This window comes from Mesorhizobium sp. B2-3-11, from assembly GCF_006442215.1.
In the GTDB taxonomy this organism is placed as follows: domain Bacteria; phylum Pseudomonadota; class Alphaproteobacteria; order Rhizobiales; family Rhizobiaceae; genus Mesorhizobium; species Mesorhizobium salmacidum.
This window is the reverse complement of the sequence record NZ_VFVS01000030.1, coordinates 1-24,242: the sequence shown is the minus strand read 5'-3', so window position 1 is coordinate 24,242 and position 24,242 is coordinate 1. Positions and strand designations below refer to the sequence as shown.

General features: G+C 59.0%; 13 protein-coding genes and 5 pseudogenes. 6 read left to right on the top strand and 12 right to left on the bottom strand.

Annotation, left to right across the window (positions count from 1 at the left end):
- Positions 1–112: 112 nt before the first annotated feature.
- Positions 113–559 (bottom strand): pseudoazurin, encoded by a 447-nt coding sequence (locus FJ960_RS27910; protein WP_140718361.1) that lies wholly within the window; start codon positions 557–559, stop codon positions 113–115.
- Between the two features lie 339 nt (positions 560–898).
- Between FJ960_RS27910 and FJ960_RS27905 the strand changes: the two genes are divergently transcribed.
- Positions 899–1,603, top strand: coding sequence for a Crp/Fnr family transcriptional regulator (locus tag FJ960_RS27905; protein ID WP_140718359.1), 705 nt, complete (start codon positions 899–901; stop codon positions 1,601–1,603).
- A 2-nt stretch (positions 1,604–1,605) separates the two neighbouring features.
- On the opposite strand, the gene FJ960_RS27900 is transcribed toward FJ960_RS27905, so the two are convergent.
- The 5 genes and pseudogenes from FJ960_RS27900 to FJ960_RS27880 all read right to left on the bottom strand — a co-directional run bounded on the left by FJ960_RS27900 (position 1,606) and on the right by FJ960_RS27880 (position 7,102).
- Positions 1,606–1,815 (bottom strand): DUF1858 domain-containing protein, encoded by a 210-nt coding sequence (locus tag FJ960_RS27900; protein WP_140718337.1) that lies wholly within the window; start codon positions 1,813–1,815, stop codon positions 1,606–1,608.
- Between the two features lie 161 nt (positions 1,816–1,976).
- Positions 1,977–2,335, bottom strand: a pseudogene (locus FJ960_RS27895) (DUF779 domain-containing protein).
- 80 nt (positions 2,336–2,415) lie between these two features.
- Positions 2,416–3,933, bottom strand: a complete 1,518-nt coding sequence (gene adh / locus FJ960_RS27890; protein WP_140718336.1) for an aldehyde dehydrogenase — start codon at positions 3,931–3,933, stop codon at positions 2,416–2,418.
- Between the two features lie 136 nt (positions 3,934–4,069).
- Positions 4,070–5,038, bottom strand: a complete 969-nt coding sequence (locus tag FJ960_RS27885) for a GAF domain-containing protein (RefSeq protein WP_140718335.1) — start codon at positions 5,036–5,038, stop codon at positions 4,070–4,072.
- Positions 5,039–6,022: 984 nt separating this feature from the next.
- Complete coding sequence (locus FJ960_RS27880) at positions 6,023–7,102, bottom strand: RelA/SpoT domain-containing protein (RefSeq protein ID WP_246672986.1); 1,080 nt, start codon at positions 7,100–7,102, stop codon at positions 6,023–6,025.
- Positions 7,103–7,715: 613 nt separating this feature from the next.
- Between FJ960_RS27880 and FJ960_RS27875 the strand changes: the two are divergent.
- A pseudogene (locus FJ960_RS27875) lies at positions 7,716–8,781 on the top strand (cyclic nucleotide-gated potassium channel).
- Positions 8,782–8,954: 173 nt separating this feature from the next.
- On the opposite strand, the gene FJ960_RS27870 reads toward FJ960_RS27875, so the two are convergent.
- Positions 8,955–9,584 (bottom strand): antitoxin Xre/MbcA/ParS toxin-binding domain-containing protein, encoded by a 630-nt coding sequence (locus FJ960_RS27870; RefSeq protein WP_181174342.1) that lies wholly within the window; start codon positions 9,582–9,584, stop codon positions 8,955–8,957.
- 329 nt (positions 9,585–9,913) lie between these two features.
- A pseudogene (locus FJ960_RS29640) lies at positions 9,914–10,550 on the bottom strand (site-specific integrase); the annotation flags it as partial.
- Positions 10,551–11,083: 533 nt separating this feature from the next.
- Between FJ960_RS29640 and FJ960_RS27855 the strand changes: the two are divergent.
- Complete coding sequence (locus FJ960_RS27855; protein WP_140504500.1) at positions 11,084–12,250, top strand: porin; 1,167 nt, start codon at positions 11,084–11,086, stop codon at positions 12,248–12,250.
- A gap of 333 nt (positions 12,251–12,583) precedes the next feature.
- Here the strand turns inward: FJ960_RS27855 and FJ960_RS27850 are convergent, their stop codons facing one another.
- Together FJ960_RS27850 and FJ960_RS27845 are read right to left on the bottom strand one after the other, a co-directional pair.
- Positions 12,584–14,260, bottom strand: coding sequence for a sulfotransferase (locus tag FJ960_RS27850; protein ID WP_140718329.1), 1,677 nt, complete (start codon positions 14,258–14,260; stop codon positions 12,584–12,586).
- Positions 14,261–14,355: 95 nt separating this feature from the next.
- On the bottom strand, positions 14,356–16,653 hold the full coding sequence (locus FJ960_RS27845) for a mechanosensitive ion channel family protein (protein WP_246672985.1): 2,298 nt from the start codon (positions 16,651–16,653) through the stop codon (positions 14,356–14,358).
- Between the two features lie 164 nt (positions 16,654–16,817).
- Between FJ960_RS27845 and FJ960_RS30090 the strand changes: the two are divergent.
- A pseudogene (locus tag FJ960_RS30090) lies at positions 16,818–17,036 on the top strand (hypothetical protein); the annotation flags it as partial.
- Here the strand turns inward: FJ960_RS30090 and FJ960_RS27835 are convergent.
- Both FJ960_RS27835 and FJ960_RS27830 read right to left on the bottom strand, forming a co-directional pair.
- A complete protein-coding gene (locus FJ960_RS27835) occupies positions 17,015–18,424 on the bottom strand; it encodes an adenylate/guanylate cyclase domain-containing protein (RefSeq protein WP_140718327.1) in 1,410 nt (469 codons plus the stop codon). The pseudogene FJ960_RS30090 and the gene FJ960_RS27835 sit on opposite strands and share 22 nt — an antisense overlap.
- Before the next feature lie 377 nt (positions 18,425–18,801).
- The gene (locus FJ960_RS27830) at positions 18,802–21,699 is read right to left on the bottom strand and encodes a glycosyltransferase (protein ID WP_246672984.1); all 2,898 of its coding nucleotides are present in this window, start codon (positions 21,697–21,699) and stop codon (positions 18,802–18,804) included.
- A 717-nt stretch (positions 21,700–22,416) separates the two neighbouring features.
- On the opposite strand from FJ960_RS27830, the gene FJ960_RS27825 reads away from it, so the two are divergent.
- Together FJ960_RS27825 and FJ960_RS27820 are read left to right on the top strand one after the other, a co-directional pair.
- The gene (locus FJ960_RS27825; protein WP_031240461.1) at positions 22,417–23,082 is read left to right on the top strand and encodes a hypothetical protein; all 666 of its coding nucleotides are present in this window, start codon (positions 22,417–22,419) and stop codon (positions 23,080–23,082) included.
- Positions 23,083–23,088: 6 nt separating this feature from the next.
- Positions 23,089–24,242, top strand: a pseudogene (locus FJ960_RS27820) (OmpA family protein); the annotation flags it as partial.

Here is a 24,242-nt window from a genome sequence, read left to right as displayed (position 1 = left end):
AGGCGAAGTCTTCGCCAAAACGAAATCGGCCGAACTGGACCTCTCCGCTGGTCCGTTCGGCCGTTCCCTCCGGAGATCGTGAACCGGAGGGTATCTTTTGGAAGAGAGCAGGTCAGTTGGAGGCGGCCTTTGCCGCTTCCGCGAACAGATCCGCGAACACTGTCTTGGCTTTGCCGGCCTGCTTGACGGCTTCCGCGGCTTCCAGATTGACGGGCTTGCCTACGGCGATGAGCGCCACCATGCCCATGCCATAGTGCGGCGCGCATTTCACGCCGTAGACACCCTCCTTGGTGAGGGTCACGGTGATTTCCTCACTCGGCTTCCCCTTGAAGGCGTCAGCGCCGTCCGGCAGCATGCCTTTGATGATTTCAGCGTTGTGGGTTTTGTCGGTCGGCACGAACTTGACCGTGTCCCCCGGTACTGCACGCACAAAGGCCGGCTGGAACACCATCGCACCTTTCTCACCTTTGTTGAGCATTTGCACCACATGCTCCTCGGCGCTTGCGGCGCCGGCGAGGGCGAGAAGAGCGACGGCAGCGGCAACAAGAGGCAATTTCATTGGGAAGTCCTTTCTTGGGTTCATCACGGCATCAACCGTCGCGCCTGTTCTACGTCACTGGACAATCTGGCGATTTGCGTTGGCGCAAATTTCTGGGTGAAATGTGCATGGAGGAGCAACTGGAGCCGTTTCCGTCAGAGCTGGTTGCTGCCGTCTCTGCTCTTCAAGCGGCTGAAAGACATTCCGCCGAACAAGTCACATAGTCGAAGAAGGTGGCGACCACAGCGTCGCCCAGACGTCGAGCAGCATCGCCCCCTTGCCGCCCATCAGTTGTCCGTGACACTCTCCGGTCAGGCTGGCGTGAACGCTTTGTGGTCATGGTCAAATTGGGGGGCATCGTTGGGTAGCCTTGATCGCACACTGATCGCCGGGTTGTCTGTCTTTGAGGGGCTATCGGCTGCCGAGCTCGACCGCATCGTCGGCCAGGCCACGTCGTTGAGGATTGCCAGGGACCAGTCGGTTTTCGAACAGGAGCAGGAAGCCCATTCGTTTTTCCTGCTGCTCGACGGGCATGTGCGCGTGGTGAAATCGACACCGGACGGCCATGAGGTAACCGTGCGATACATAAGTCCAGGCGAGTTGATGGGCATTGCCCACGCACTGGGCCGCACCACCTATCCGGCAAATGCGATCGCCGCCGCCGATTGCGTCGCTCTTGCCTGGCCAAGCCAGCTGTGGCCGACATTCGCTGCCGACTTTCCCAGTTTCAGTGCCAACACCTACAAGGCCGTGGGCAGCAGGCTGCAGGACGCCCACACGCGCGTCATCGAGATGTCCACCGAACAAGTGGACCAGCGCGTTGCCCATGCACTGCTTAAGCTGGTCAGGCAGACCGGCAAAAAGACGGAGGAAGGCATCGTGATCGACTTCCCGATCTCGCGTCAGGACATCGCCGAAATGACGGGGACGACGCTTCACACGGTGAGCCGCTTGCTCTCGGCCTGGGAAGACCAGGGATTGGTCAAAAGCGGGCGGCAGAAGGTGACTGTAGTCGAGCCTCACCGGTTGCTTCTGATCGCGGAAGGCCGCGAACGGAAGAGCTAACGTCAGTCGCTACTTTCGATTGCGGTCCGCAGATCGCGACTGAGCAGTTCCTCGTCCAGATTGTGCTCCCGTGCCGCGTCTGAAATGGTGTGGAACGGCGCGATAGGGCAGCCTACGCAAAGCATGCCATGCTGAAGAACGACGCGAATAGCTGCTGGCGAGCCGTGCATGAGTCTGTCCATCGTCGCATCGCCGCTGAATGTGGGTTTCATGCCGCTTGTCCGCATTTGGAAGCGGACATCTTGCGCCTTGTTTCATCGATGCTCGTTGCGCTGAGACAAAGAGGAACCTTATGAGCCTTGCCCGCCCGTCGAGCGACGTGCGTCCGCCGTCGCCGCAGGTATTTCCAGGCGCGCAACGCCACGGCAGTTCATTAAGCCCTCGCCTGAGCCGCGCAGATTGTCGACCGCGTTAGGAACCGCCTCTCTCTTCCGTTGTCGAGCGAGAACATTCCGCCGCGACCAGGCACCACGTCGATGATGAGATCGGTGTGCTTCCACACTTCATTGCGAGACGCTGATATAGACCCGGGGTGTCGCCGATCTACCCCAGCATCACGTCATGGTCGCCGACGATGAAATCGCCTTGCGAGTAACACATCGGCGATGATCCATCGCAGCACCCGCCCGACTGATGGAACAGCACCGGGCCGTGGTCGGCGATGATTTCCGCCAGGAAGGTTCTGGCTCCAGGTGTGGCCGAGACTTTCCCGAGCGAGATCTTTTCAAGCATCCTGCTTTCCCTCCAGAGTTCCCGAGCCGATAAGGGCGCGGCCATAACGGCTGCACCCTTGGCTTTCTATCCGACGACGCTCAAAAGAAACCGAGCTTCTTCGGGCTATAGCTGACCAGCATGTTCTTGGTCTGCTGGTAATGGTCGAGCATCATCTTGTGGTTCTCGCGGCCGATGCCCGATTGCTTGTAGCCGCCGAACGCCGCATGTGCCGGATAGGCATGGTAGCAGTTGGTCCATACGCGACCGGCGCGTATGGCGCGGCCGAACCGGTAGCAGCGGTTCGCATCACGGCTCCAGATACCAGCGCCTAGGCCGTAGAGTGTGTCGTTGGCAATCGCCAAGGCCTCGTCGTCGTCCTTGAAGGTGGTGACCGACACCACTGGCCCAAAAATCTCCTCCTGGAAGACGCGCATCTTGTTGTGGCCTTTGAACACCGTAGGCTTGACGTAATAGCCGCCAGCAAGATCGCCCGGCAGATGGTTCTGCTCGCCGCCGATCAGCACTTCGGCGCCCTCCTTCTTGCCGATGTCGAAGTAGGACAGGATCTTCTCCAGTTGCTCGCTCGACGCCTGCGCGCCGATCATAGTGACCGGGTCGAGCGGATCGCCCTGGACGATCGCCTCGACGCGCTTCAGCGCCTTTTCCATGAACTTGTCGTAGATCTTCTCATGCACCAGGGCTCGGCTGGGGCAGGTGCAGACCTCGCCCTGGTTGAGTGCGAACATAACAAAGCCCTCGATAGCCTTGTCGAAAAAGTCGTCGTCTTCAGCGGTGACATCCTGGAAGAAGATGTTGGGCGACTTGCCGCCGAGTTCCAGCGTCACCGGGATGAGGTTCTGGCTGGCATATTGCGAGATCAGCCGGCCGGTCGTGGTTTCGCCGGTGAAGGCGATCTTGGCGATGCGGTTCGACGAAGCGAGTGGCTTGCCGGCCTCCAGGCCGAAGCCGTTGACGATGTTGAGCACGCCGTCCGGCAGAAGGTCACCGATCAGGTCCGCCCACAGCATGATGGTGGCAGGCGTCTGTTCGGCCGGCTTCAGCACCACGCAGTTGCCGGCGGCAAGTGCGGGCGCCAGCTTCCAGACCGCCATCAGCAGCGGGAAGTTCCAGGGAATGATCTGGCCAACCACGCCGAGTGGTTCATGGAAATGATAGGCGACGGTATCGTCGTCGATCTGGGAAAGACTGCCTTCCTGACCGCGTAGCACGCCGGCGAAATACCGGAAATGGTCAATGGCAAGCGGCAGGTCGGCCGCCGTCGTTTCACGGATCGGCTTGCCATTATCCCAGGTTTCGGCGCGCGCCAGCAGATCGAGGTTTTCCTCCATGCGGTCGGCGATGCGATTGAGGATAAGCGACCGCTCAGCCACGCTGGTGCGCGCCCAGGCGTCTTTAGCCGCGTGCGCCGCGTCGAGGGCGGCCTCGATATCTTGAGCGTCCGAGCGCGCCACCTCACACAGCAGTTGACCGTTCACCGGCGAGAAGTTCTCGAAGTACCGTCCGGAGCGCGGCTCGGTCCATCTACCGCCAATGAAATTGCCGTAGCGTCTGTCGAAGGGCGCCTTGACCGAACGCGAGAATTCAACCTTGTTCACATCTTCCTCCCGAAGCTGACGCCGCGGAATGCGACGCGTGGGACGAGATATGCTTGGGCAAGCGTTGATTGTCAGGCCGTCTAAACCAAGTCGTTCGGGTGAGTGTCTCAGAACTGACACAACTGGGCCGGCAAAGTTAGTGGACGCGCCGCAACTCGAAACGCTTCAATTTGCGATTCAGCGTAGCGCGGCTGATTCCGAGCGCCTCGGCGGCGGCCGAAACGTTGCCCGAAGTTCGGGCCAAGGCTCTCTGAAGTGCGGCGCGTTCGGCCCGACCGAGGCTTCCTGAAACACCCTCGGCACCGCTAAACAGGTCAATCGCAGGCAGGCTTCTTGTCAGCGATTCCTGGGAAATTCCCAATGCGATCCGTGCCGACCGTGTCGCTCCGACCACGAGATCGTCGCAGTCGACCGCGATAAGCCCGCCGGGCCCGCTGGTTGTGTCTGGAAGCAAGAGCACACGAGAACTTTGGAATGACCGGCGAAAATTCTCCACTTCGATTCGCCTTGCGGCGTCCGCGACTGCAACCGAGATGAGGTTGGTGAACGCTTCGGTGAGATCGGCGCGGCAAGACGACACGTCGAGTGCCGCCGTGAGGTTGCCCTCATGATCGAAGATCGGTGCCGTCGTGCAACTCAGCAGCGTATTGCGTGCAAAAAAATGCTGATCGCGATGGATGGTCAGCGCTCGCCGCTCGGCTAGACAGGTTCCGATACCGTTCGTGCCTTCGCTCGCCTCACTCCAGACGGAGCCCGTCCACAGTCCCCAATCTTCGAAGGTCCGGTCGTCGGAGGTCGCACCACGGCGATCCACCGGCACTCCGTCGCGGTCGGCCAGAAGCACGCAGCACCCCACTCCGCCTACCGCGAGGTAGAGCCTGTCAAGGCTGGCCTGCGCCGCCACCTGCAATGGTTCAATCCGCTGCCTGGCTCTTATAAGCTCGGCGGCCGTAAGGCGCTTGGGAGACTTGTGCTCAGCAGGATCAAGCTGGTGTAGGTTGGAGGAGCGTTGCCACGAGGCGACCAATGCCGATTTTGCTGCCGCGTCGGAATTGATCGCAGCCTGGACACGATCTTCATGATGGCCGGCTGAGTGCCCGTTCACGCTATCCTCCCGCTGTCGAAACTTTCCCTTGTCTGCTCGGTCATGGTCTTTTTCAGGGAAAGCCCTGTCATGGTGAGGCTGTTTCCCAAGTCGGTCACCGACTGTCAATTCGCCGAAGAAACTAGTCTGCGTTTTCCGGCGTCTCGGAGACCGTCTGCGGGAGTTCCATTAGCAAGCAATCGGCCGCCAACTGCACCCGTCTACAGGTGATAGGAGCTGTTGATATTGATGTGGCGCAAACCAGCGATCAAATCGTTGATCTTGCCGCAAAAAGAGATCGGAAAACTTGTCAAACCTGCACACGATCCTGGCGCAAGGCGCTTGCGATCCGTCGGTTCTCGGAAGCCAGTCGGTCGCGGCCTGTCGGGTGCGCCAACAATTCGCAAAAGTGCTCGGGGATACGAATCGCTAGAGCGCTACCGCCTCTCCTCCCGCTCGCAGAGCATGCGATATTTTCTACAGTGTTGGGCGTGATGGGCCTGTCTCGGTGCTGCAAAGACCGGTAGGGAGCGGGAGAGTCTGACTCGAAAGCTATCCACGACGCGAACGGCAGCTTTGCGCCTAATGTCGGTCCTAGAGTCAGGCGTTGCCTCGCGGCCCCGCGCCCTGACGCCGACGAAGAGGCCGAAATGTGTTTTCGGCGGTCGTTGGTACTCAGTGATTGTCAAGGCGCGCGGGCATGGGAGCTGCGGACCGCTGTCGACCTTGCTTCCCTGCTGGCCGCTCGGGGACAACACAGGGACGCACGGGCTCTTCTCCTGCCGATTTTCGCGCGCTTCGGGGAAGGCTTGGAGACAGCAGACCTGCGGTCAGCCGCAGGCGTGCTGGCAACGCTGAAATAGGTGTGAGCTTTCGGGAGATTGTCCGTTCGGACCGGACCCAGGAGACTGTCGAGGAAGGCCAATGGTCCGGCTCCTTCAAACGGAAAGCGACGCTTGGCCAACCATAGTCGGGCGTTCCTTCGGAGCTACCATCCGGTGTGGGCTATTCTGTAGACAGTGACTTTCCCGAGCATATGGATTTCAGACTGCGGGCGAACAATGAAACGTTGCCAAAGTAATTCGGGTATATGTCGACAAGCTTTTCGACCTTATCCACCTCGACCAAGGCAACCGTCCAATCAATTCCCCTTAGCGCGATTTTCTTCTCTATTTCTTCCAATTTCCGCGCCCCCATGATGAGAGTTCGGAATGGTTGAATGGTAACGTTCTGATCCGCTCTATATTGTAACAAATGATGCCGAAAACGTCCCGTTGGCTGTACGAAGCTCTCTGAGCGGAGGGTAAGATTCGTGATATCTGCCAGTATACTTGTTGCACCTATACGCCTGTTGATATCCCGCAGTTCCCGCACTCGGTCATCGCGATCCGGAACACCGACATGAATGGGACACTGCTCAACCTGCGCGAATTCCGCCGACATAAGCTGGAAAAGACGTAGCCAATCCTGCTCGCCGTTTCCGTGCTTCAAATCCTGGCGCTGGAACAGCCCGACGGCCTCAACTGCAGTTGCCCATGAGTGCTGAAGTGTGGTCCGAACTTGCAATTCGATGCGTCGTCCCTCGAAAGCCTGGGTGTGGGCAGCTCTGGGTCGGTACTGGAAAACAATATGGTGACTTCGATAGCCGTCCGGCTTCGGCTCATCGATATAGTTAAATTCCCGACAGTGCATCTCATGGGGGAACTTGTCTCGCATCGATTCGAGAAGCAAGCGGACGCTATTGATATCGGGCATGATCGCTCGGCAGCCGCCGATATCGTTCATGGTGTCCAAATTGGTGGTGGACTCTCGAAGCTTCCGACAAATGGATGCCAGACGCTTCGGACGCGATGCCATGTCGCCCTTCAATCGCAGGGCTTTCATGTGGTGACCGACAGAGAACCGAACGCTCCGCATCGGCAGAAAGTGCGAGTCGCGCCAGCTATTGGCGATTGAGAAGATTCGCATCGTGTCCACGTACTGGCCGGCAGTGGTGTCTTGTCCGAGCTGCATAGGTTTTGCGAGCCGGTCGCCTGCCTTGCGAACGGCTTGCATACTGTATTTGAGGCGCGGGTACTCAGTCATTGGACCACAAAGGCCGCCTCATTCTGAACTGGGCGGGACGACCGCAGGAGAATCGGATCTCATGTATCGTACCGCTTTGTATCCCTCGAGTCCGCTCAGAGCGGCTGGATCGAAGCCACAAGACCTCGACGGTGCCTCCTTGAATTGCCTCTGCGGTGACTCACCGGCCCCGATAGCTTGGGCGCACGCAACGTCGCAACCATGCAGTTGCCGTCGCGTACTAAATGCGCCTCTCGAGTGTCCTTCCTGCCGCCTGTGGTGCCGCACATGTTTTGGGTAGCGGGCGAAGGGCCGGAGGGAACCTCATGCTCGTGACACCAGGCGGATCGGAGCGCTCTTGTTGGGTGTCGCCGCCGGCACCCTCGCCATTGCCGACATGCCGCAGTCTTCGAGCCGGGCATCTCTACGGCCTTGAACTCGTCGGCCCGGCTCCCTGGAACAGTTGAAACCTGTTGCAAATGCCCGGATGGGCCATTCTCGGTTTCGGCCTGTCGGTTCACGTTCAGGCCATCTGAGTTCACCTCGTGATGAACATCCCAGCGAAAGCGCCACCTTTGCGCTTGCCTTGAAGGCATCCTATTCTGGAGGAATAGCATCCGCTCGTGGGCACAGAATGTCGGTACTGCCTTTCTTGAGAATTCACGCGCCGCTAAACGCGGTGCTGGCTGCGCCTGGGCTACTGGCGGTGGCCGCGCTCACCATGCCGGACATGTCCGCACGAAGCAGGCTGGCTCTGACTGCCGTGCTGGCGGTCATTTGGGGCGCTTATCTCCTGCAGATGGCCGAGACTCTGATCAAGCACTGGGCGGGAGACCTTCGGGACAGGACGCCGGCAATCGCCATTGATATGCTCGCGGTTTTGGTTCCACTCGCTGCATTTCTGCTCGAAGGCACGCCCGACCGGAGCCTCTACTGTGCTATCTGGCTGCTCAAACCGCTGCGCGACTCGACGTTCTTCCCGGTACTGGGCAGGGTGCTGGCCAACGAAGCGCGTAACCTGATCGGCGTCACCACGCTTTTCGGCGTCGTTCTGTTCGGTGTCGCGCTCGCGGCCTATGTCATCGAGCGCCACATCCAACCGGAAAAGTTCGGCAGCATCCCTCAGGCAATGTGGTGGGCGGTGGTCACGCTGTCCACCACCGGTTATGGCGACGCCATTCCGCAAAGTTTCGCCGGCCGCGTCCTTGCTGGGGCAGTCATGATGTGTGGCATCGGCGTCTTCGCGCTGTGGGCCGGCATTCTTGCCTCCGGCTTCTATCAAGAAATCCGTCGCGAGGATTTCGTCCGCAATTGGCAATTGGTCGCCGCTGTGCCGTTGTTTCAGAAGCTGGGCCCGGCCGCGCTGGTCGAGATCGTGCGCCTTGAGGCCTCGTAGTTTGCCGGCCGGCGCCGTGATCTGCCGAAGGGGCGAGACCGGGGATCGGATGTTCTTTGTTGTGGAGGGGCGGGTGAGCGTCGTGATGTCGAACCCGGTGGAGCTTGGCCCTGGCGCCTTCTTCGGCGAGATGGCGCTGATGAGCGGCGAACCGCGTACGGCGACCGTCAGCGCCGCAACGGCGGTCTCACTCCTGTCGCTGCACGCGGCGGATTTCCAGATGCTATGCAGCAGTAGCCCGGAAATCGCGGAAATAATCCGCAAGACCGCGCGCGAGCGGCACGGCACGGCACCGACGGCTTGACCGTTCCAAGGTGTTCGTCAGGAGGAGGGCGCGATGGCAAGGCTGTCCAACTGCTTGTCGAGAATGGCTGGCTGGAAGGGTCGTCATTGAGACGACGGGCCGCGGGCAGCCGCTTGGGGTCATGTTGCGTTGCGCCAAGTTCTCAACTGAACAACCGCCACCAAATGCCGGGGCTAAACATCAGGTGCCTCCCCCAAGGCCAGGCGCGCGGCAGCAACAACATTGGCTAGCTTACCAGTTAACAGAGTATCTATCGGGGGGTTCCCGCCAAGCTTGTCCGTCGGTGCCATCAACCATTTCCAGGCAAGCCGATGGTCGCCAAACATCGCGATCAATTCGGCTATCCCATCTGCAGGGCGAGCATCGACAAACTGCTTCAATGGAAAAACAAACCTGCTGCTTCCGGATTTAAGTGCGATCACCTCATCGCGTTTCTGCCACCGAAAGAGCGTCGACCTCGGTATCCCAAAATGTCTTTCTATCACTGTTGGCCCAGCTACCGGCCCAGCCCAATCACTCGCCGCACTGAGAGGCGCTTGGGGGACCGCCGGTGGCGGTACCGCTTTGAAACGCTGCAGTCGTGGGTCAAATCGGCCTTGTGCCTCTGCCACCATATGACCGATAAATATCTGAGCGAGGTTTTCAACGTCATCCTCAATGGTTGGGAGGGCTCGCTGAACAGCCTGAGTTTGAACAGTGATTGCTGAAGATATATACCCTGCCAATTTCGCGGCAATTCTAAGGGCCGGCTTGCCGATTGTCGGATCGTGCTCAAGAAGAATTTTCGACGCGGCGGCAGCCACCGTATTTTCCAGTCTCGGTCGGCTGGCCTGCTTAACAAGGTTTCCGCCTCGTGAGAATCGCCGCCTAGTGACCATGCAGATTACCTCATTCAAATGCACCCAAGTCGCGTGACCGCTGTTTAGCCGAGGAGAACTAGTACGTCAGTGCGTTCCGGAGGTCATAGAAGGCAAACACAATGCACAATTGGCAACGTTCCGTCCAGTGGAGATGATGACGTTGCTTGGAGTAATGCTTGGCCTACATTGTGTTCGAGCACGACCAAACCTAAACTCCGCGAAAAGACCCCGGTCGCTAGCGCTTTTGCGCGCGGTTCCTGTCGAGACCTTCATCATGACCCGGTTTCATTCTTGATCTCCTGCGCTGCCGGTAGCAGCCCTTCGAGCACGGTGACGCAGCCATCGAGATCGTTGACGGCCAGATGCGCGTAGCGCATCGTCATCGACAGCGTCTGATGACCCAGCCACATCTGCACACGCCTGATATCGATGCCGCCCCGGACGAGGCGCGCAGCACAGGTGTGACGCAGGATGTGCGGCACGACCTGGTGGTCGGCGCCAAGTCCGACCTCGGCTTTCGCCTCGTTCAGATGGCACCGAACTGTGCCTGGCTCAACTTGGTGAACGGGCCTTTCGGCCGAGAGCGTCCGTTCGGAGGCAGCTTGATCACCTCCTTGACCCGCTCGGTCATCGGGATGGTGCGGCTGCGACCGGATATGATGGTCTGGAAACTGACGCGATGTCCTTGATGTCGTTCCAGGTCAGCCCGAGCGCTTCGCCGAGACGGCAGCCGCTATCGACCAGGAAGACGGAAAGCCTGTAAGCCTCCTCGCTGCGGCTCTTGATGGCGGCGAACAGCCGCGCCTCTTCATCCCTCTCGAGAAAACGAATCCGTCCCGCCCGCTCTTTCTGGCGGCGGAACTCGTGCAGGCTCTGGAGATCTCCCATGCTGTAAGCCTTGCGGAACAGTGGCCGGGAGTTTCGGATCAACCAAAAGATTGAGCCTCCCCTAGCAGGGCAGCGCCTTCGACCACTCGGCCGCCTCTGCGTTGCGCCGCTGGATAAAGAAAAGCGCCGGCACAATCAACAAGGCCCTTGTCATTATATGGAGAAGGGTGAGCGCGCCGAACATTTCGGCCTTTCGTCGGGTGCGGCGGATCTGCGGCAATTCCCTGGCTGGCGACTCGCGACCTCGCCATATTCCGTCCTCCGATCGCTGGATTCGGCTGGAAACAAGCGGTTGCGGCGGCCCCGATGGTTAACGAGAGCTTTCCAAGTGAGGCCAAATCGTGACGTTTCTGCAACACAGGTCGGGGATAGCAGCCGAACGGCCCTTTCGCCGGTACGATCGTTGTTGAACGCCGCTGGCTCATGGGTAATGTCGGTTTCGAGGAAGCGGCGCGGTGCGCATCTTTTTCGGTAGTGGGGATGGGGCAGGGAACGCTGTCCTTCAGCAAAGAATACCCAGACCCGTTTTTTAACTTTTGACTGGAGGTCAGAAAATGAACATCAAGAGCCTTCTCCTCGGCTCCGCTGCGGCTCTGCTCGCAGTTTCCGGTGCGCGCGCCGCCGACGCCGTCGTCGTCGCCGAGCCGGAGCCCGCTGAATACGTCAAGATTTGCGACGTCTACGGCGCTGGCTACTTCTACATCCCCGGCACCGAAACCTGCCTGCGCATCGGCGGCTATGTCCGTTATGACATCAGCGGTGGCGACGTCGGTTCGTTCGATGGTGCGAAGTCCCGTGACGTGGAGTCCGGTGACGAACAGGAGACTTGGCGCAAGAAGGCCCGCTTCACGCTGAAGACCTGGACCGGCCAGGAAACCGAACTCGGCACCTTGAAGACCTACACCGAGACCCGCTTCAACTTCAACAATCGCAACGGCTATGCCACCTACAATGGCAATCCTGCCGGTAACTCGGGCGCCTCGCTGAACTTCGCCTGGATCCAGCTCGGCGGCCTGCGCGTCGGTAAGGACGAATCGGCCTTCAACACGTTCATCGGTTATGCCGGCAACGTGATCCAGGATACGCTTGTTCCTTACGGCGACTTCGACACCAACGTCGTGCAGTACTACTTCGACGCCGGCAACGGCTTCTCGGCGGTGGTTTCGCTTGAAGAAGGTTCGGGCGCAGGCTCTCCTGGTGCCTACGGCGTTGGCACGATCGACAGCTACGTTCCGCATGTCGTCGGCGGCGTGAAGTGGACGCAGGGTTGGGGCGCCATCACCGGTGTCGTCGCTTATGACAGCAACTACGAAGAAGTGGCCGGCAAGGTTCGCTTGGACGTGAATGTCTCCAGCGCACTGTCGCTGTGGATCATGGCTGGCTACGGCACCGACGACAATTACAACGATCCTACCTATGCGCTCCCGGCTGGCGGCCGCGGCTTCTACAAGCAGTGGGGCGGCAACTGGGCAGTGTGGGGCGGTGGCACCTACAAGTTCAACGAGAAGACCTCGTTCAACGCCCAGGCTTCGTATGACGACTGGAAGAACCTCGGCATCGCGGCGAACATTGCCTATGACATCGTTCCTGGCTTCACGGTCACGGCCGAAGTCGACTACCTGCACGCAGGTCATTTCGACGATGTGGGCTTCTCGAACTGGACGAATGCCGACAAGAAGAACAGCGTCGGCGGTATGCTCCGCTTCCAGCGCTCCTTCTAACAGGCGCTGCCTGATTGAAATCGAAAAACCCGGCGGGCAACCGCCGGGTTTTTTCATGCCGTTCGTATGGAACTTCGGACAGCCGATGGCATGGCCGCCCGCCTGCTGCCACGCTTGCAGACGTGGAAGAGCAATCCTCGCAGCGAAAGGAAAGAAGGAGCCAAAACTGCTTGGCAAAGCGACGCGCGAAGGTGGGAGGCTCTGTGGCCAGGATACGCAGGCGGGACAGAGCGGGTGTGAAGGAACTCAGCCTGAGGAAACCCTCCCGGCGGAAAGCGTACGCCAGCGGGATAGGATGCAACCTAAGATGCGCGTAGCATCAAGCACTACCTGTCAAACCTCGGCAAGATCGCCCAAGGCTTCGATCAACGGCTGAATCTCGCTTTCGTAATTCTTCCAACGCTTGACGGATGACGTATAGATCGGCTGGCGGACCTGCCAATTGCTGTAGGTATTTACGGAGCCGCCCCTGTCAAAAAAGCGCAGGCAGGCATCGTCCCACGGCAGTCCGAGATAATCTATGAGCCGGCGCGACTGCTGCTCCTGATTTTCGATCAACGTCTCGTAGCGATTTTCGAAAATACGACCCGGGAAAACACTATCCCAATGCCGCATCAAGCGATCATATTCCCTGTAGTAAAGCCCCAGCGTCTCAAGATCGGCACTGTAGCTGTGGGCTCTATTGAACTGCAGGACGAAACAGGAGATGCAATTGTCGATGGCGTCGCGACGACAATGAATAATACGCGCTTTAGGGAAAAGAACGCCAACCAGGCCGATCATCTCGAAATTGTGAGGCATCTTGTCAACAATTCGCAGCGAGTCGGGAGCCCGCTCGCGCAGATAAGCAAGGTGCTCTTCGGCCAAAGTCCTGGTCAGATCGGGAGTAATCATCGCGATCGATTGACCGAGGCTCGCGTTGGAGCCGTCTACGACACCGAGTCCACTGGCTATTCGCCTAAGCTTGCTGAGCTCGCCTGCGCCATGAACATTGGGGTGGCTGGCACAGATCTGCTCCGTCAATGTCGTGCCCGAACGGGGCATGCCGACGACGAATACAGGCGCCTCCGAGGGATTGCCGTACGCGGCTCTTGAAGCGACCAGTTCCGGCGTGAAGGTTTCGATCATGACATCGACCCAGCGACGGTAAGATTGCAGATCGAATGTATGGCCCCCGGCTTGATTCCCCCTCTTGAAGTGATCCATCGCCTCCTTATAGCGATGGAGGTCGTTGAGAACCTTTCCCGCGGCGTGATGAAGCGCTGCCGCTCCCTCCGGTCCATGGCCAGGGTCTTGAAGCTCCGTCAGGATTGCCCCGAGTTCTGGCGGCTCTCCAGCGAATTTGCGCGTGTGTACAAGTGCATTGTGGGCAGCCGGTACCGCGATGCGCCGTTCTATTGCCTCTTTCAGATGAACCCCGGCTTCGTCCATACGGCCGAGGCTTGCGAGCGCGCGGGGCAGCCCCAACCGGGCTACGGGATGATCTCGGTCGACCCTGAGCGCCTTCTCAAAGAGCGGCAGCGCCATTTCCCCCTTGTCAAACGCATTGTATGCATCGCCCAAGGCGCAAAGCGCTTCCACCAGATCCGGCTTCAAGTCCAGGGCATACTGAAGGTGCCTGATCGCCGGCGTAAATTCGCTGACCTTCAAATAGGTCTCGCCGAGGCTGAGATGGTAGTAGGGGTTCTGCGGATCCTCTGCCACCGCCCGAGCGAAATATCGCAGTGACTTTTCGTTATCGAAACCGACCCCGAGCGTTCCCAGGATATACAGAGCTAGGGGATGGTTTGACGTGCGAGCCAGGACCCTGAGGCACAGTTCCTCAGCCTCGGACAGACGTTCGGCCTGCTGCAACTCGAGCGCCTGCCGTAAAAGCAAGTCGTCGGCGTGGCTGCGGTGGGGGCCTGCCTTAGACTGCGCTTTGAGTGGCGTAGCCTTCGGTGATGCCGCCTTCGGCGAAGGTTGGGTCTTGAGGTGCTTTGCCCATGCGGGCGGCAATCGGTTGCTCATCCTGTCTGGCTAGCAAAAGGGGCTTGGAGAATCCAGCCTAGATAGCCGTTTTGCGCAGAGCGCCGGCGTGGCCCATCGATTGACGGCGCTCTTTGCTATTCCATTGTGCTGGCTTTTTTTCGGCGACGAATGGTGTGCGATTGCGCGGCGGCCATTTTTAACGCGGGTGTGATGTCCAACGGCGCATTCTCTGCCCCATGTGGATTCTGTAGCCCCTGGACCTGGACGGTTGGGAATGGGAGTTCGATGCCCTGCTCCTTGAAGACCTGGCGGAGGCGTACATAGAATTTGCGTTTCATAGCGAAGGCGCCTCCCGGTCTGGTTGTGGCCTTGACCCTCAATACGATGCCGTACTCGCCGAACTCCTGCACGCCCTGCATTTTGATCGGGTCGAGCACCCAGTGTTTGAACTCGGGATCTTCCGCCAATTCGAGGCCGATCCGCTTGATCAGCTTGCGAGCGAATTCGATATCGGTGTCATATCCGACGGTGATGTTGAATTTGTCGATAACCCAGTCACGGCTCTGGTTCTGGACGGCCCCGAGTTCACCGAAAGGAATCGTAAACAGCGGACCCCGATGGTGGCGCAGCTTCACCGAACGCAGCGAAAAGCTTTCTACAGTGCCCTTGTAATTGCCGGAGGAAATATATTCGCCGACACGAAACGCATCGTCGAGCAGAAAAAACACGCCCGAAATGATGTCCTTGACGATGGTTTGTGCCCCAAAGCCCACCGCCACGCCGACAACGCCAGCGCCTGCGATCAGCGGGCCGATCTGAATACCGAGCGAGGCGAGTATCATAAGCACCGCCATCACGATGATCGATGCGAGCAGAATGTTCTGGAGGATCGGCAACAGCGTGTGCAGCCGCGCCTGCTGCGGATCGAGCATCGGGGCCTCTTCGTCGCTGATGACAGGGTGTGGTGTTTCAATCCCCAGCTTTCGTTCGATCAAGGCCTTGATGATCGACCAGCCGAAATCGGCCGCGAGGGCAATGACCACAACATTAATCAGGCCGCGCAATATGAAGGTCGTCGTATCGCTGTCGCGCATGGATTGCATGTCCAGACCCCAGACACGCGCGAGAAAGTAAGCCGCCGCCAGGATAAAAATCATACGGATCCCGCGATCGATGACAGCGATCGCCACCGCCGGGATCGTAGGTCGGCCGAGATCTTCCGAACCTGGCCGCAGGACGAAATTAACTCCGCGCTGCGTCATCACGATCGCCAACGGCAGGAAGAATGCGGCGAAGGTGAACCAGAACATTACATAAAGCCCGGCGATGCGCTGCAGGAACAGGACGACCAAATAAGCCGTCAATAGCCATGTCGCTTCCGTGTGAACGCTGTGGCGCGCACCGTCTCGCTGCGTTCTTGGCCGACGCCAGATGGCCAGCAGCAAAAGCAACAGCAGCACGAAATCGGCGCCAAGCGACAGGACCATCATTCCGTCCTGATCGATGCCGAGACCTGGCAAGAGGATGAACGCGGCGGCGAAGAAGGCGAAGACGCCAACGATTCGAGGTAGCCAATAGGACCAATGGTCAGCCGCTTCGTTGGTGATCGGCAAAGCACGAACTTCTACAGCGTTCTCGACGTTCATGAAGGAAGGGACGAGTATGGCCATGACGTACATGCGCACACCCCATGTAATGACTGCCGCCATCAGAAATGTCAGTACAATCTCGCGGATAAGCATTGGCCAGTCGAACAGCATGAACGCGCCGGCGCTGCCCAGTGCGAACGAGACGATCAGCATGCTGGAATAAAGCATGCGACCGCCGATTTTCTTGGCCCGCCCAACGGGCGTACCCTTCGGTTGCGCGATAATCCAGAGACGAAATGGACGGGTCAACTTGTATGTTGCCCAAGTGAACGCCAGGCCGGCAGCGATGAACATCGCAATCAGCAAGAGTACACCGGCAGATCCCTTGCTGGACATATCCTCCATGGTCTTTGCCCGAACGCGCGCGAACTGGCTTGGCAGCAGGGGCAAAGTGTGCACGATTATTCCGATATGATGCCTGATCATATCGAGCGTCGAGGATGCCATCGTATTCATCTGGCCTGGTGCGGTCGCTGCGCCGGACGGTGCGTCGGCCGGAGAAGCTCCTGTCTCCGCAGGCGCTCTCGTTGACCCAGCGTCCTGATTTCGCTGTTCGGCCACCCAGGCCTTCACTGACGCATCGTCGAGCAGCTCGAATAGCTGTTTGACCCTTTCAGGCGGGACGGTTGCCGGCGCCTGAGCCTCTGCCTGACCAGCCAACAAGAGGGCGATCCCAACAATCAGCGCCCTGGCAACCAGGACAAACATCGCGCCCAGATGTCGGAGACGTTGTGTCGGGCGTGCCAGATACTTGGCTCCCAATCGTCGAATCATGAGTGGCATCGTGCTGTTAGCCTTCCGGTCAAATCGGCAAGCAACGACATCTATGCCCGCCATTGCTCCTACGTTGAAGAGCCGATGTTGTGATACAAGACTCCATCGTTCAAGCTAGACCATTGCGTAGGGTCTGGTCGCGCAAATCATGGATCAGCAATTCGAAGACGCTGGGCGTCACGGTGCTTTTGGTAGAGCAGAACGCGTGTGCCCCGCTGGGCATCGCCGACCGAGGCTATGTGATGGAAACTGGGCGCATGACCCTGCAGGGCCGGCCGAGGACTGATTGCAGACGAGCGGATACGCGCGCCTATCTGGGTTCCGACACAGCTGTACACATGAAGGCAGCCAAAAGCATCGCCGTGTGCGTCTATCCTCGCACAATGCGATAGACAGTCGCATCGCCCTCCACACCTCGAAGAGGCGCATCAAACGCGACGATGCCTAGGCCGGCAAGCAGGTCGCTCACGCCTGGCGCGGAATAGAGCGCTTCGGAGATGCAAATCTGCCCGGCTTCCGCCAGTGACTGCACGCGTGCCGCGACATTAACGGTCTGGCCGAAGTAGTCGAGGTTCTCGTTGAGTGTGACGGCGATCGATGGACCGCAGTGGGCACCCATCTTTAGGATGATCCCCGGCCTGACATTGTCGCAGTTGAAGCGATCGATTTCTTCAAAAATGTGAAGGGCGGCCGAAATCGCATCCGGTGGCCGCGAGAATACTGCCATGACCGCATCTCCGATCGTCTTTACGACAGCGCCGGAATGCTGGTGGACCGCAGCATTGAGAAGCGCGAAATGCTCGCGGACTAGAGCATAGGCGTTGAGGTCGCCCAGACGCTCATACATGGCGGTGGAGCCCTTGAGGTCCGTAAACAGGAAGGTGATCTGCCGGATGCCGAGCCCCTCCTTCTCGTCGACACGCTCGGAACGGAAGAGCTGGCGGAAGGTTTGTCGCGCAAGCAGAGCCCCGCCGGAAACATATGGATCGAAATCGAGCGCCGGTTTGGTCTTCAACGCGACAAGCTCGGGCGGCCAGTTGATGAGAAGCAACGAGCCACGACCGGACCCGGTATTTGCAACTTCAATGACAACCGGACCGGGCGGCACGACCGGCAACGCCGGCAAGAAACGCTTGCCGTCATAGTTGATCTTAAGAAGTGTCGGCGCCAACACCGGATCCCCTGTTATAGCTACAGCGAACGCCGCCTGTGTCTGCACGTTGACGCCCGACAGGGATCCGGCATCGAAGTCGGCGCGCAGCATTGTCGTGGTGCCCGGAGGCAGGAACGTCATGCCCCGCACTAAGCCTCGCAAAAGGTCCAGAAAACGCACGTCCTGCCCGGGCAGCCGCCCGTCATTGCCAAAGCGTAGCTTCCAATGAAAATCCTCGACAGAAAGCGTCTCGGGCTCGTGGAACGGAAGGCGCCGCAAATGGGGCGACACAGAGAAGGAGACCTCGATGAAATCGTCGAGGTCTGTATCGCCCGATACGTCGCACAGGCCGCAGACGTAATGGGTCTGCAGTGTGCGCAGGGCGCCGAAACTGTCGAGCACCATCCCGGACTGGGGACAGAGCACGTCCCAGCTCATATCGAACAGGCCGCAGCGAGCCGCGTGAAGGAAGAGGTCGATTGCTTCAGGCTCGGCGATTGCGCGGTCCCGGGCGAAGGCCAGCGGATTGACACGATACAACGCAAGGTCGTCGCCGCTCCTGATAAGCGTTTCGAATTTTGAGATGACGCGCGGGCTCCATGCTCGCGCTTGCTCGATCTCGGTCATCTTGCGTTCGAGAAGACGATCGTTGACCACTGGAACAACAGCTCCACCGTTTGCCCTGCGGCAGCTTACCAAAAACCTGCCCCGGTGCGAATGGATGGAAATCCTTCGTCTGTCTCGAGCCTTAGGGCGGCACATGCCACACTGGTGCAGGTGCTCTGAATGTCGGCATGGGGTTGTCGGCGTTTTTGCCTGCTCGATCAGCCGCACGCGCCTGTCGATCTCCGCGGAAATCAGGCGATCGCCGCAATCTGTTCGCGTGAGCCATCGTCAACAGCCATGTCTCGAGCGCTCCCTAGGACCGCAAGGTCACGCTGCGAAGCGTCTCGTCGATCTTGGGCATTGTGGGCGGAAATAATGACACGGACAAAGTTCACCGTTCAATTGAGCACGGCCTCGACGATGGCAACAAAATCATCGAGCGAGCGATCCCCACGAATCTCGATGCGCGGAAGGTCGATGGGGTCGCTATTGAGGTCCGCCGGCCCGTGTCTGCCGCCGAAGCCGATCCGATAGCCGGACTCCTTCGCCAGCCTGCCGAGCCGTCCGTCGGTGACGGAGTAGGGTGCCGCGAACGCCGTGGTTGGACGGCCGGTCCACCGTTCGATGAACATCCGAGAGCGCAGGAGCTCGGCCGCCAGGTCAGAGCTCGACAGACCATCGATGGGGCGGTGCGTCGCCAGGTGGCTGCCGAAGAAAGCACCTTCGGCGGCGAGACGGCGCACGGTTCCGGCGTCCATAAGCGGCGTCGGCGGACCGCTGAGAGCGTCCCACTTTGCACTTTCACCCACCAGGTCCGTGACCAGGAACACTTCCGCGGCCAGGTCGTGCGCACGCAAGATCGGCCAGGCATGGTCGGCAAAGTTCTGGAATCCGTCATCGAAGGTGATGAGCACCGGGCGGCCAGCGAAAGGCTGACGGTTGGCGATGGACCATTCCAGTTGCTCGGACATGATCGCGTGAAAGCCATTTGCGCGCAGCCATGCCATCTGGCTTGCGAATGCAGCGGGCGTGAGCCGGAAACGGGCGAGCGCGGCCGGACCTTCATCGGCGACGCTGTGATACATGAGGACAGGGATACGTTGCCGCCGCTCGCCACGAGCGACGTCGCGGCGTAAGACCCGCGCCCCGCCCCAGACGATATTACGCGCGACGCCCAATGCTAGGGGTGCGCGGACCGGCACATGATCAATCACCGGCTCCGTCGCCACGTGATCCGGCGACAGGCGGCAGAAGCGATCTATCCGATAGAGTTCGGTCTGGATCGATTGCGTAAGGACGAGGCCTTCGGTCTCTGCCAGGGTTTGCGAGATCGTTTGTGCACCGAATGTGTTCCAGTCGAAACCCGTCCTTTCAATATTGTCGCGTAGCACGAATGCGTGTGCGTTGATGAAACTCCCGCCAGGCGCCAGTGCCTCAACGAATTTTTTGGCGATGCGCCGCAACCCGGCGAGATCATCGAGGTAGTAGAGCACTTCCGAACAGACGATCAGATCCATCTCGTTGGGCAGCGTGTCCGCAAAAAAATCCAGTACGCCGAACTCGACATTCGGTTGGTCGATGCAGCGCGCGCGCGCCCGCTCGATGGCTACGGCGGAAATGTCGGTGGCAGTCAAATGGCCCACTCGGGGCGCCAATTGGCGCGTGAAATGGCCTTCCGCACAGGCCAGTTCAAGCGCCCGTCCGATGGGACCGGCCGGCAGAATTTCGAGCTGCCGCTCATACTTTTCCTGTTCGTAGGGCGAGCTGTAGTTCCAGGGATCCTCTGTCGCGAAATACCGGTTCCAGAACGACGTACGATCCTTGTTGTGGCCATTCGAGGCCGGTGCACGGCGCGGCGCCGGAAGCGGCTGCGTTGCTTCGGCGCTTGACCGAACCAGTTCCCGCGCTTCCGACATCAATTGCGCGAGTTTACCGAAGTGGCTGTCCGGATCAGGCCGGCGTTCCGCTGTGGTCGACAGTGCCTCGGCTGCCAGCGTGCTTGATGTGTTTGCACCGTCGTCCTTTTGCGGTGCGAAATTTAGGATCAGTTCAGTCCAATGGCGCCTTGTCACTCTCCCGAGTACGCCGATCTGCACGACAGCCTCGATCTGGCTATCCATCATCAGGTAAGCATAGATTTGATCGATTCCTTCCGGAAGCTCGGTCGAGGCTGGATTTCGAGCGTCGACGCGAATTCCGAGGGTGCGCGCCAGCCTGCGAGGAGCGGCAAGATCGTCGGCATCGAGCAGCATTTGCTCGAGATGATACTGGACCCGACGACCCGCAACCGGGTCGCCCCAGACCTTGCCGAGTTCGATGATCAACTCGGTGATGGCGCCGCCAAACCTGTCCCACAGGGCAGCCATATGGGCTGGCATCGATAGGCTTCCTACCATCAGGCCGTCGAAGGTCACCTTGGCGATCTCGCGCGCCCACTTACGCCTTGCCGGGAGCGCGCGCAGGGATTGCGGGTTGATCAAGCCGCCGCCGCTGCCGCAATCCGACGCAGCGTTCCACAAGGCAAACCACGCCAGTGCTTCGGAAGCGGTGCGGCCGTCCGCCGAGATCGCCCCATTGGCATGCGCCGGCGCGGGGTGCCTGACCCTCGGGTCGGTGGAAAAACCGCGGGCGACAACGATTTCCGCGTCTTCCAGCATTTGCTTCGCATTGCGGGTAAGCGCGTTGGGGCTGGTCCGATAAAAGGCGAGCGGCTCGTCCACCATCACCCAATTTTTGCCCAGACGTGCGACGCGCTGCCACAGATCCCACCCCTCGCAGGTGGAAAGCGACACATCAAAACCGCCTAACTCCACAACTGTCGCCCGATCGACCAGCAGCGCGTGAGTGGCGATGGCACATCGGCGGGCGAACGTTTCGAAGGGCTGGCTTGCGACCTCGGGCGCGATGCTCGCCGGGGTGAGTGCTCCATTGGGCATCACGCGCCGCGAACCGCAATAGGCGGCCACTGCATCAGGAGCGGTTTTCAGTGCGGCCAGCATTTTCGTAAGGAAGCTGGCATCCACCCAGTCGTCGGCATCCAGAAACATCAGCCAGTGGCCGCGCGCCGCCGAAATCCCGTTGTTACGTGCGCCGGCGGGGCTTTTCGCGCAAGAACTCAAGGTCCGAAATCGGGCATCCTGTTCCACATAAGCGGCGATGATTGCGAGGGTGCGGTCCGTGGAGGCGTCGTCGACGATGATCGCCTCCCAATCCGCGGTTTCCTGATCGAGAAGGCAATCGAGTGCGCGCGTCAGCGTTACCTCCGCGTTGTGCGCGGGAACTACGATTGAGACCAATGGATTATACGCCACGTTGTCTCACCCGCGCCCGCATCGTAACAGGTAGAACAAGTTGCGTTGGCCTTTGTCGGCGCACGCCGTCACGATCAATGCCGATCCATTCGAGCCCAACGTCGACCATGACTGTACCCAGTATCCGGCAGGTCTGCCGGCGAATGCCGGCATGCATTGCGCCGATGTTTTGCTCGACATTGGACATCGGTACCACACCCTTGCGATAGCATTATTCTGGACCATTGAGCTTTCGTTTTCTTCTGCAAGAGTTGGGAATGTCGAAACCCGATACCGGAATCGGATGGCAGCGCTGCCCTGTCAAGATCGGGTCAATTAGGGTAGCAAAAAAAGACCTGAAGACAGGCGTGAATGGCAAGCGCTCATGCCCGAGCCTTAGTGCTGCGCCGCCCGGCAACAAAAGATGGTCACGGGCGAAGACGCGAGGGCAAGCTGATCCTGATCGAACTAATCGGAACCGCGGCCGAACTGCGAGCGCGCCGCAGTTGCTAATCATGGATCCAGGGCGCCGCCAATCTACGCACATGATAACGCAAAAGGGTCTGTTCACTGGGCAGATTGTCGAGCTCGAGCGTATGTCAAATTTACGCGTGAACCGGCTTAGGCGGAGAAGATTCCGGCTTGCGAGCCGGGTATTTTGCTGACATCTTTACTAGTTGCTAAATTAGCATGCTGATAGCTGTTTAAATGAAGGGTATAGGGATGGCCAAGGAATCTTCGAGTACCGCTTCTCCGGCAAATAAAGCGGACGGAAATCTGACAAGTAATGCAGACGCCAACGGGCTCGCCTTCATGGCGGGCCAGGCTCGCGAGAGCGGGACCCCCGGCGACGCTGTAGGTGTCGACAAGATACGTGATCTGCTGTTCGGCAACCAGATGCAGGACTATGACCGCCGCTTTTCCAAGCTTGAAGAACGGGTCTTGCAGCGCTTCAAGGATGTCGAATCCGAGGCCAAGCGCAATCTTGAAATGTACGAGTCAAATGCGAAAAAGCAGATCGACTCGCTTGCGGCGCAGTTGCGGAACGAAAAAGACGCGCGAGCCGACGCCGACAAGGAGATTGACCGAAATCTTCGCGAACAAAATCAGGCGCTTGAAAAGCAGGTGCGCGCATTGTCGGATCAATTGAACGAGCTTGAGCGCGAAATTGCCGACCGGATAAATCGAAACGATCATTTGCTGCGTGAGGAAATCAAGCAAAAGAATGAAGGCATTCAGATGCTGATGGAAAAAATGTTTTCCGATCTCGGCAACGTCAAGACTGATCGAAATCTTTTGGCTGGCCTGTTTGTCGAGGTTGCAAAATGTCTGAATCAGGATCCCGTCGGCAGCAAGAACAACTCGGACCGTAGCTGGAAAGTGAGTTGATCGGATTTGACGTCGACCGTCGACCCAATCAGCCTTCCGCATAGAACAGCCTCGAACGATACAGAGATTGATCGCGAGGCTCTGGCCCGTCTTTTGATCGAAATTGCCCGGAACGTTGATCCGGACTACCGTGCGCGTCTCGACGGAGTTCCATCCGCCGATCCTCGCATGGAAACGCTGCGCCAGTTGCTGGTCAGCCGCGAAATTTCAGAGCTTTCACGAGTTACGCATCTGCTCGACGAACCGGAGCAGCTTGCCGCAGCAGTGGGCGACGTGCTTCCCGGTGCGGCCGCACGAGCCCCTCATGCGCAACTCGGCGAGGCCCTTACGCCGGCTGTCGAAAGGGCTGTGCAACGGTCGATCCAGAAGAGCCCGCGCACGCTGACAGATATATTATACCCTGTATTTCTTCCAGCAATTCGCAAGTCAATCGGGGAAAGGATTGATCAGACCTTTCAGTCGCTGAACGAAACCTTAAGGCATATATTTACCTGGCATGGGCTCAAGTGGAGACTTGAATCTTGGAGAACTGGGGCCAGCTTCTCGGAAGTTGTGCTTAAACATTCTCTTCTTTATCGTGTTGAACATGTCTTTCTCATTAACCGCACTTCTGGGCTCTTGATAGCGCATGTAGCTGCCGACAATGCGACTAGCGAAGATCCTCAACTGATATCTTCTATGCTGAGTGCAATCCAAGACTTTGTGAAGGACTCATTCAACGAGAAGGAGCAGAGCGGCCTGGACACTATTCGTTTTGGCGACCTTCGTCTCTGGTCAGAAGTAGGACCGTTCGCGACCCTGGTTTCGGTGATCCGAGGAAACCCCCCAGAAGGACTGCATGACATAGTTCGCGAGGTGTTGCTCCGTGTCCATGAGGACTACTCGCAGGCTTTAATGGAGTTTGACGGCGACGGGTCGCAGTTGGCCGGCATAGAGGCGCAGCTGCAGACTTGCGTCGAGCTGAAGCAGGAGGAATCAAACCAGGGATTTCCGTGGCTGGTGGTGGGCCTGGGCCTGCTGCTGTTGGTTCTGGCAGGCGGTTGGTTCTTTCTTTCATGGCAATCCGGGCAGCGCTGGCAGGCTTATGTGTCGCGACTGGAGACCCAGCCGGGCATCATCGTTGCCGAACAAAAGATACGCGATGGCCAATTCTATATTGC

Excerpts from the sequence above, each read along its gene's own strand:
- FJ960_RS27910 (WP_140718361.1), bottom strand. The coding sequence starts at position 559 with ATGAAATTGCCTCTTGTTGCCGCTGCCGTCGCTCTTCTCGCCCTCGCC.
- FJ960_RS27900 (WP_140718337.1), bottom strand. The coding sequence starts at position 1,815 with ATGAAACCCACATTCAGCGGCGATGCGACGATGGACAGACTCATGCAC.
- FJ960_RS27880 (WP_246672986.1), bottom strand. The coding sequence starts at position 7,102 with ATGACTGAGTACCCGCGCCTCAAATACAGTATGCAAGCCGTTCGCAAG.
- FJ960_RS27855 (WP_140504500.1), top strand. The coding sequence starts at position 11,084 with ATGAACATCAAGAGCCTTCTCCTCGGCTCCGCTGCGGCTCTGCTCGCA.
- FJ960_RS27850 (WP_140718329.1), bottom strand. The coding sequence starts at position 14,260 with ATGAGCAACCGATTGCCGCCCGCATGGGCAAAGCACCTCAAGACCCAA.
- FJ960_RS27845 (WP_246672985.1), bottom strand. The coding sequence starts at position 16,653 with ATGCCACTCATGATTCGACGATTGGGAGCCAAGTATCTGGCACGCCCG.
- FJ960_RS27835 (WP_140718327.1), bottom strand. The coding sequence starts at position 18,424 with ATGACCGAGATCGAGCAAGCGCGAGCATGGAGCCCGCGCGTCATCTCA.
- FJ960_RS27825 (WP_031240461.1), top strand. The coding sequence starts at position 22,417 with ATGGCCAAGGAATCTTCGAGTACCGCTTCTCCGGCAAATAAAGCGGAC.